Genomic DNA, 6,620 nt, shown 5'->3' on the forward strand with positions numbered 1-6,620 from the left:
TCGAAGGATGCAGTGGGCTTTCGTCACTGGCGACGACGCGGTGGCGCGCGGCGGCCGGAACCCTTGGAGGAGTAACGGGGGGAACCGGGGAAGGAAGGGAGGGCCGTCATGCTCGTCGGTCTGATCATCGCCTGTGAGGTCGGCTTCTGGGTGCTGCTGGCGGGCGGACTGGCGCTGCGCTACCTGGCCGGAATGCCGAGGCTGGGGGCGGCGCTGCTGCTGTGCGAGCCGCTGCTGGAGCTGGTGCTGCTGGTGGCGTCCTTCGTCGACCTGAAGAACGGCGGCGAACCGAGCTGGCGGCACGGTGTCGCGGCCCTCTACATCGGCTACACCGTCGGCTACGGGCACTACACCGTGAAGTGGCTCGACGGGCACGCCGCCCACCGCTTCGCCGGGGGCCCGAAGCCGCCGGGTACCAAGTACGGCAAGGCCCGCGCGGTCCACGAGTGGAAGCTGTGGGCGCGGACCCTGGCCGGCGCGGCGGTCGCGTACGGGCTGCTCCAGGCCGGCATCTGGTACGTCGGCGACGCCGCCGACACCACCCAGCTCCGGTCGTGGCAGGGCGTCCCCCTGAAGGTGGTCGGCATCCAGGCCATCGTCGCCGCGACCTACACGATCTGGCCCCGCAAGGCCCCGGAGGGCGCGGCGGACCAGGATGCCGAACTGGCCGAAACCAAGCGCTAGCGCTCGCCGCCCGGCACCCGGAGCACGTCGCCGGCCTCCTTGTTCGCCGTCCTGGCCAGGATGCTGTGTCTGCCCGGGGGCGACCCCCGGACCCCCGGTGGGGCCGGGGTGCGGTCAGCGCTCGCCGCCGGGGACCCAGAGCACGTCGCCGACCTCCTTGTTCGCCGTCCTGGCCAGGATGAAGAGGAGGTCGGACAGCCGGTTGAGGTAGGTGGCCGTCAGGGGGTTCATCACCTCGCCGTGCTCCTCCAGCGCCGCCCACGTGGAGCGCTCGGCCCGGCGGACCACCGTGCAGGCCTGGTGCAGCAGGGCCGCGCCCGGGGTGCCGCCGGGGAGGATGAAGCTGCGCAGCTTCTCCAGCTGCTCGTTGAAGACGTCGCAGTCCGCCTCCAGCCGGTCCACGTAGAACTGCTCCACCCGCAGCGGCGGGTACTCCGGGGCCTCGACCACCGGGGTGCACAGGTCGGCGCCGACGTCGAACAGGTCGTTCTGCACGCGGACCAGGACCTTCACCACCTCCTCCGGCAGCGCACCCAGCGCGATCGCCGTCCCGATGGCGGCGTTGGCCTCGTTGGCGTCGGCGTACGCGGAGATCCGCAGGTCCGTCTTCCGCGTCCGGCTCATGTCCCCCAGGGCGGTCGTGCCCTTGTCGCCGGTACGGGTGTAGATGCGCGTCAGGTTCACCATGGCGCCAGCGTAGACGGGCCCGCCGGCCGCGTACCGTCGAGCGGGGGCCGACCGGGACGAAGCCGCCCGCCGCGCCGCGTCGGGCCGCGCGGCCGTCGCCGCCGGGGACCTCGGCCACGTCCCGGCGGCCCGCTGGGAACCGGGCCGCATGCCGGAGCCGGTGGCCCGGTACGAAGGTGGCCAGATCTGAACTGTCGGGCCGCGCACGCCTCCTGGGCCGTACCAGTGTGATGTCCGTCATCTGAGACGTGACGCGTGTTACTTCACGGTCACTCCGCCCCTCACGGGCGCTAGTCTCCGCCGGAGAGGCTACGAGGCCGGGTCGTACTGAGAACAACGAGGGGTGTGCAGTGGCTGGGAAGCTCGCCGTCATCGGCGCGGGACTGATGGGTTCCGGGATCGCTCAGGTCTCCGCTCAGGCGGGTTGGGACGTCGTCCTGCGGGACGTCACCGATGCCGCGCTGACCCGGGGCACGGACGGCATCAAGGCCTCCTACGACAAGTTCGTCTCCAAGGGCAAGATGACCGCCGAGGACGCCGAGGCGGCGCTCGCGCGGATCACCACGACCACCGACCTCGACGCGGTCGCCGACGTGGACATCGTCGTCGAGGCCGTCTTCGAGAAGCTCGAGGTCAAGCACGACATCTTCCGCGCGCTCGACAAGATCGTGCGCGAGGACGCCATTCTGGCCTCCAACACCTCCGCCATCCCGATCACCAAGATCGCGGCCGTGACGGAGCGCCCGGAGCGGGTCGTCGGCGCGCACTTCTTCTCGCCCGTCCCGATGATGCAGCTCTGCGAGCTGGTGCGCGGCTACAAGACGAGCGACGAGACCCTCGCCGCCACCCGCGCGTTCGCCGAGTCGGTCGGCAAGACCTGCATCGTCGTCAACCGCGACGTCGCCGGCTTCGTCACCACCCGCCTGATCTCCGCGCTCGTCGTCGAGGCCGCGAAGCTCTACGAATCGGGCGTCGCCACCGCCGAGGACATCGACATCGCCTGCAAGCTGGGCTTCGGCCACGCCATGGGCCCGCTCGCCACCGCCGACCTCACCGGCGTCGACATCCTGCTGCACGCCACCAGCAACATCTACACCGAGTGCCAGGACGAGAAGTTCGCGCCGCCGGAGCTGATGCGCCGCATGGTCGACGCGGGCGACATCGGCCGCAAGAGCGGCCAGGGCTTCTACAAGCACTGAGCACGAGCGTTCGAATCCCCGCACCCTACGGGGTGAATTAGGTATCGGTTCGCTCACGGTCGGCAACTTCACCGCCCGCACGGCAGTCAGTTGCAGTGAGAGTTGCCGACCACGGACCCGTCGGACCACACGTACGCAGTAAAGCCGGGGAGCACACATGCACATCAGGGGCGACCACGCCGAACTCGCTGTCGGGGGCCGCCTCGACGTGCGCAGCGCGGCTGACGCCCGTACGGTCCTCCACACCGCCCTCGACGACGGCCACGGCGACCTCGTGCTCGACCTCACCGGCCTGGACTCCTGGGACGCGACCGGACTCGGCGTGATCATGGGGGCGCACCGGCGGGCCGGCCGGACCGGGCGGCGCCTGGTCCTGCGCGGGGTGCCCGACCGGATGCAGCGGCTGCTCGTCGCGACCCGGCTGCACCGCATCCTCGCGATCGAGGGCGGGCTGGAAGCGGAGTCCCTGCCCCGGGTGTGACGGGGGCGGGGGACGGGCCCCGGGAAAAGGGGCTGCGGCCCCGGGGCGGGCTCGGTTTACATGGATCCATGGTGTCCACCGACAGACTGCTGGCCTTCGCGGCCATGTCCCTCGTGCTGATCGTGATCCCCGGCCCCAGCGTGCTCTTCGTCGTCGGACGGGCGCTCGCCCAGGGCCGGCGGGCCGCGCTGACCACGGTGGCCGGGAACACGCTCGGAGCGTACGTACTCGTCGTGGCCGTGGCGCTCGGCGTCGGCGCCGTCGTCGAACGCTCCGTCCTCGTCTTCACCGCCCTCAAGCTGGCCGGCGCCGCCTACCTCGTGTACCTGGGCGTCAAGGCCTTCCGCGGCCGCGGATCGCTGCAGGCCGCGGTCGCCGAGGCGGCCCCCGGGGCCCACGGCACCCTGCGTACCCTCGGCGAGGGCTTCGCGGTCGGCGTGGCCAACCCCAAGACCATCGTCTTCTTCGCCGCGGTACTGCCCCAGTTCGTCGACCGCGAGCAGGGCCACGTCATGCTCCAGATGCTGATGCTCGGCCTGGTCTTCAACCTGATCGCGATCGTCTTCGACAGCCTCTGGGGCCTCGCGGCCGCCACCACCCGCGACTGGTTCGCCGGATCCCCGCGCCGCCTCTCCATGATCGGCGGCACCGGCGGGCTCGCCATGATCGGCCTCGGCGTCACCGTCGCCGTGACCGGCCGCAAGGACTGACCGGGAGGACCGGCGGGAGGAACCGTGGTGGTCCGGTGGTGAAGGCACCCCGGCGGTGACGGCGGCCCCGTCCACGGTCTAGGGTCGGGCGAAACCGGACCGGTGGCGACAACAATGTGAGCGGGCGCCGGGCACGACGAAGACGGCGGCGGGCGCGCGGCGCGATCGGGGGACAGGGGCATGGAGCGTACACAGGGGCAGCCGGGCCGGGACGAACGGGCCGCGGCGGGCCGGCCAGCCGGGACACCGGCTGCGGCCCTCACGACCACGGCTCCCACGACCACGGCCCCTACGACGGCGACAGCCAAGACCGCGACCGCCAAGAGCCCGGTCCCGGGAGCCGCCCTCGCGCAGCCGCCGGCCCCCGCCCGCGTCGTGACCCTGACCAGCGGGGAGTTCACCCTCACCGTCAACCCCGTCGACGGCAGCGAGATCGAGCCCCTGCGGCCCGAAGCCCGCCAGGCGGCCGGCCGTCGCCCCGCCAAGCGCTCCGCCGCCTCCCGCGCCGACCGGGACGCCGCCGCGCGCCCGCCCGTACTGCCCGGGCCGCCCCTGCCCGCCCTGCCGCTCCTGGCGCGCGCGGACGAACGGGAGCGGCTCGTACGCCTCCTCGGGCGCGGCCGCTCCGTACGGCTGACCGGCCCCGCCGGATCCGGCCGCTCCGTCCTCCTCGACGCGGTCGCCGCCGACTGCGCGGACCTCGCGCCCGACGGGGTCGTCCGCCTCAGCGGGCACGGCAGGCAGCAGCCCGCCGAACTCCTCCACACCCTGTACGCCACCGTGTACGACACCCGGGACGAGCGCCCCGACCGTACGCAACTCCTCGCGGGCACCGCCGAGATCGGCGCGATCGTGCTGCTCGACGACCTGGAGCTCGGCGGCGCCGCCCTCGACGAGCTGCTGCGCGCCACCCCCGAATGCGCCTACCTGCTCGCCGCCGCCCCCGACGCGAAGGCCCCCTCCGACGACGCGCAGCTGGAGGAGGTCTTCCTCGGCGGACTCGGCCGGGCCGACTGCGCACGGCTGCTGGAGGCCGCCACCGGCAGGCCGCTCACCGACGAGGAGACGGCCTGGGCGGAGGACCTGCGGTTCGCCTCCGAGGGGCTGCCGCTGCGCTTCGTACAGGCCGCCGCCCTGCTGCGGCAGCGCGACGAGCTCAACGGCGGCTCCGCCGAGGACGAGGACGAGGAGCCCGGGGTCTTCGAGGAACGCCCCCGCGACCCCTCCCACGTGCCGCTGCCCACCCTGGCGCAGGCCGCGGCCCCCGCCGAGCTGCTGGCCTCGCGGGTCAGCGAGTCGGCCCGGGCCGCCCTGCGGAGCGCCTGCGCGCTGGGCGGGGAGCTCCCGCACCACGCCCACCTGCCCGCGCTGGTCGGCGACACGCACGCCGACGCCGCCGTCGCGGAACTCCTCGGCTGCGGCCTGATCACCCCCGTCGGGCCGCGCTACCGGCTCGCGGAGGGGGTCGCGCGGCAGCTGGAGGAGGCCGGGTACGGGGAGAGCGCCGCCGAGGAGGCGCGTACCGCCGCCCGGCACTACGCCTGGTGGACCGGGCACGCCTCGGTGACCCCGGAGCGGGTCGCGGCGGAGGCCGACGCCGTCCTCGCCGCGCTGGGCGGGGCCGATGTGGTGGCCGCCGTGCTGCTGGCCCGCACGGCCGCCCCGGCGCTGGCGGCGGCGCCGTCCTGGGAGGCCTGGGGGCGGGTGCTGCGCTCGGGCGCGGAGGCCGCGCGGAAGGCGGGGGAGGTCGCGGAGCAGGCGTACTTCCACCACGAGCTCGGCGTCCTCGCGCTCTGCGAGGGGCGCCTGGACCGGGCGCGGGCGGAGCTGGAGGCCTCGATCGGGCTGCGCGGGGCGCTGGCCGACAAGCGCGGCACCGTCGCCGGGCGGCGGGCGCTGGCGCTGGTCACCGACCGGGACCGGGAGGCGATGGGGGCGAAGGCCTCGCCGCCGCTGCGGCTGGAGGCCCCGCCGGTCCTCGCGGCCCTGCCGCCGGGGGCGGGGGGCGCGGCGAAGCCGGCCGGGTCGGAGGCGGTCACCCAGCTGACCCCGGTGATCGGGAAGCCGGGCGGCACGTCGGCGACCACCCTGTCCCAGGTCTACGCGGACGCGTTCACGGCGGCTCCGCAGGGGGCTCCGGCCCCGGCGCCGGCGCCGTTCGTACGGCGGCCCGGGACCGAACCGGGGGGCCGGCCGCGCAAGACGGTGCTGCTGGCCGCTGCCGGGGCGCTGACGGTGGTGGCGCTCGGCACGGTCGTCGGCCTGTCGCTCACGGCGGGGGAGGACCCGGAACAGCCGACGGAGCCGACGGTGTCCTCGACCCCGGACGCGCCGGCGGTGACCCCGCCGCAGGTGCCGGGGAACAGCGGGAACGATTCGCCGCCCGAGCCGGTGGCTCCGTCGGGCGGCGGTGGTGAACCCGCGAAGGGCGAGGGCACCCGGCCCACGACCCCTCCGCCGTCCCACACGCCGGGCCCGCAGCAGCCCGACCCGGCCCCGCCGGCTACGACGCCCCCGCCGGCGACGACCCCGCCCCCGGAGACCACTCCGCCGGCCTCGCCGACGCCGACGCCGCCGACGACGCCCCCGGTCACGCCGACGGCCCCGACGACGCCGACGACCTCGACGGAGGCCCAGTCCCCGACGGCGTCGGAGTCCCCGAAGACCATCTGACCCGCCCGGGGTGGGGGTGGGGCGGGCCGCTGCGCGGGGCCGGTCCCCTACCCGCCCTTCCACCGTTCCCCGGGGCTCCGCCCCGGACCCCGCGCCTCAAACGCCGGCGAGGCTGGATAGGCCGGCCGTCGCCGGGCGGGCTGGAGTGCGCGCAGCGCACTTCCAGCCCCGCCGGCGTTTGAGGCG

General features: G+C 74.7%; 6 protein-coding genes. 5 read left to right on the forward strand and 1 reads right to left on the reverse strand.

From position 1 onward, the window contains the following. The first annotated feature begins 108 nt into the window (after nt 1–108). Entirely contained in the window at nt 109–684 is a 576-nt protein-coding gene (locus AC07A6_RS34290; RefSeq protein ID WP_478779716.1) for a hypothetical protein, read from the forward strand. Nucleotides 685–798: 114 nt separating this feature from the next. Here the strand turns inward: AC07A6_RS34290 and AC07A6_RS34295 are convergent, their stop codons facing one another. Further along, nucleotides 799–1,371 carry a cob(I)yrinic acid a,c-diamide adenosyltransferase gene (locus AC07A6_RS34295; RefSeq protein ID WP_362471644.1) on the reverse strand — a complete coding sequence of 191 codons (573 nt, stop codon included), beginning with the start codon at nt 1,369–1,371 and terminating at the stop codon, nt 799–801. Nucleotides 1,372–1,721: 350 nt separating this feature from the next. Between AC07A6_RS34295 and AC07A6_RS34300 the strand changes: the two genes are divergently transcribed. From AC07A6_RS34300 to AC07A6_RS34315, 4 genes are all read left to right on the forward strand, one after another. Further along, nucleotides 1,722–2,570 carry a 3-hydroxyacyl-CoA dehydrogenase family protein gene (locus AC07A6_RS34300; RefSeq protein ID WP_362471641.1) on the forward strand — a complete coding sequence of 283 codons (849 nt, stop codon included), beginning with the start codon at nt 1,722–1,724 and terminating at the stop codon, nt 2,568–2,570. Between the two features lie 157 nt (nt 2,571–2,727). After that, nucleotides 2,728–3,051 carry an STAS domain-containing protein gene (locus AC07A6_RS34305; protein WP_125603340.1) on the forward strand — a complete coding sequence of 108 codons (324 nt, stop codon included), beginning with the start codon at nt 2,728–2,730 and terminating at the stop codon, nt 3,049–3,051. Nucleotides 3,052–3,119: 68 nt separating this feature from the next. After that, the gene (locus tag AC07A6_RS34310; protein WP_478779717.1) at nt 3,120–3,761 is read left to right on the forward strand and encodes a LysE family translocator; all 642 of its coding nucleotides are present in this window, start codon (nt 3,120–3,122) and stop codon (nt 3,759–3,761) included. A gap of 180 nt (nt 3,762–3,941) precedes the next feature. Continuing rightward, nucleotides 3,942–6,434 carry an ATP-binding protein gene (locus AC07A6_RS34315; protein ID WP_478779718.1) on the forward strand — a complete coding sequence of 831 codons (2,493 nt, stop codon included), beginning with the start codon at nt 3,942–3,944 and terminating at the stop codon, nt 6,432–6,434. The last annotated feature ends 186 nt before the right edge of the window (nt 6,435–6,620 follow it).

Source organism: Streptomyces sp. NPDC044002, assembly GCF_056434525.1.

What these genes read in the sequence shown, in the direction of transcription:
- AC07A6_RS34315 (WP_478779718.1), top strand. Translation starts at nt 3,942, where the DNA reads ATGGAGCGTACACAGGGGCAGCCGGGCCGGGACGAACGGGCCGCGGCG.
- AC07A6_RS34305 (WP_125603340.1), top strand. Translation starts at nt 2,728, where the DNA reads ATGCACATCAGGGGCGACCACGCCGAACTCGCTGTCGGGGGCCGCCTC.
- AC07A6_RS34295 (WP_362471644.1), bottom strand. Translation starts at nt 1,371, where the DNA reads ATGGTGAACCTGACGCGCATCTACACCCGTACCGGCGACAAGGGCACG.
- AC07A6_RS34290 (WP_478779716.1), top strand. Translation starts at nt 109, where the DNA reads ATGCTCGTCGGTCTGATCATCGCCTGTGAGGTCGGCTTCTGGGTGCTG.
- AC07A6_RS34310 (WP_478779717.1), top strand. Translation starts at nt 3,120, where the DNA reads ATGGTGTCCACCGACAGACTGCTGGCCTTCGCGGCCATGTCCCTCGTG.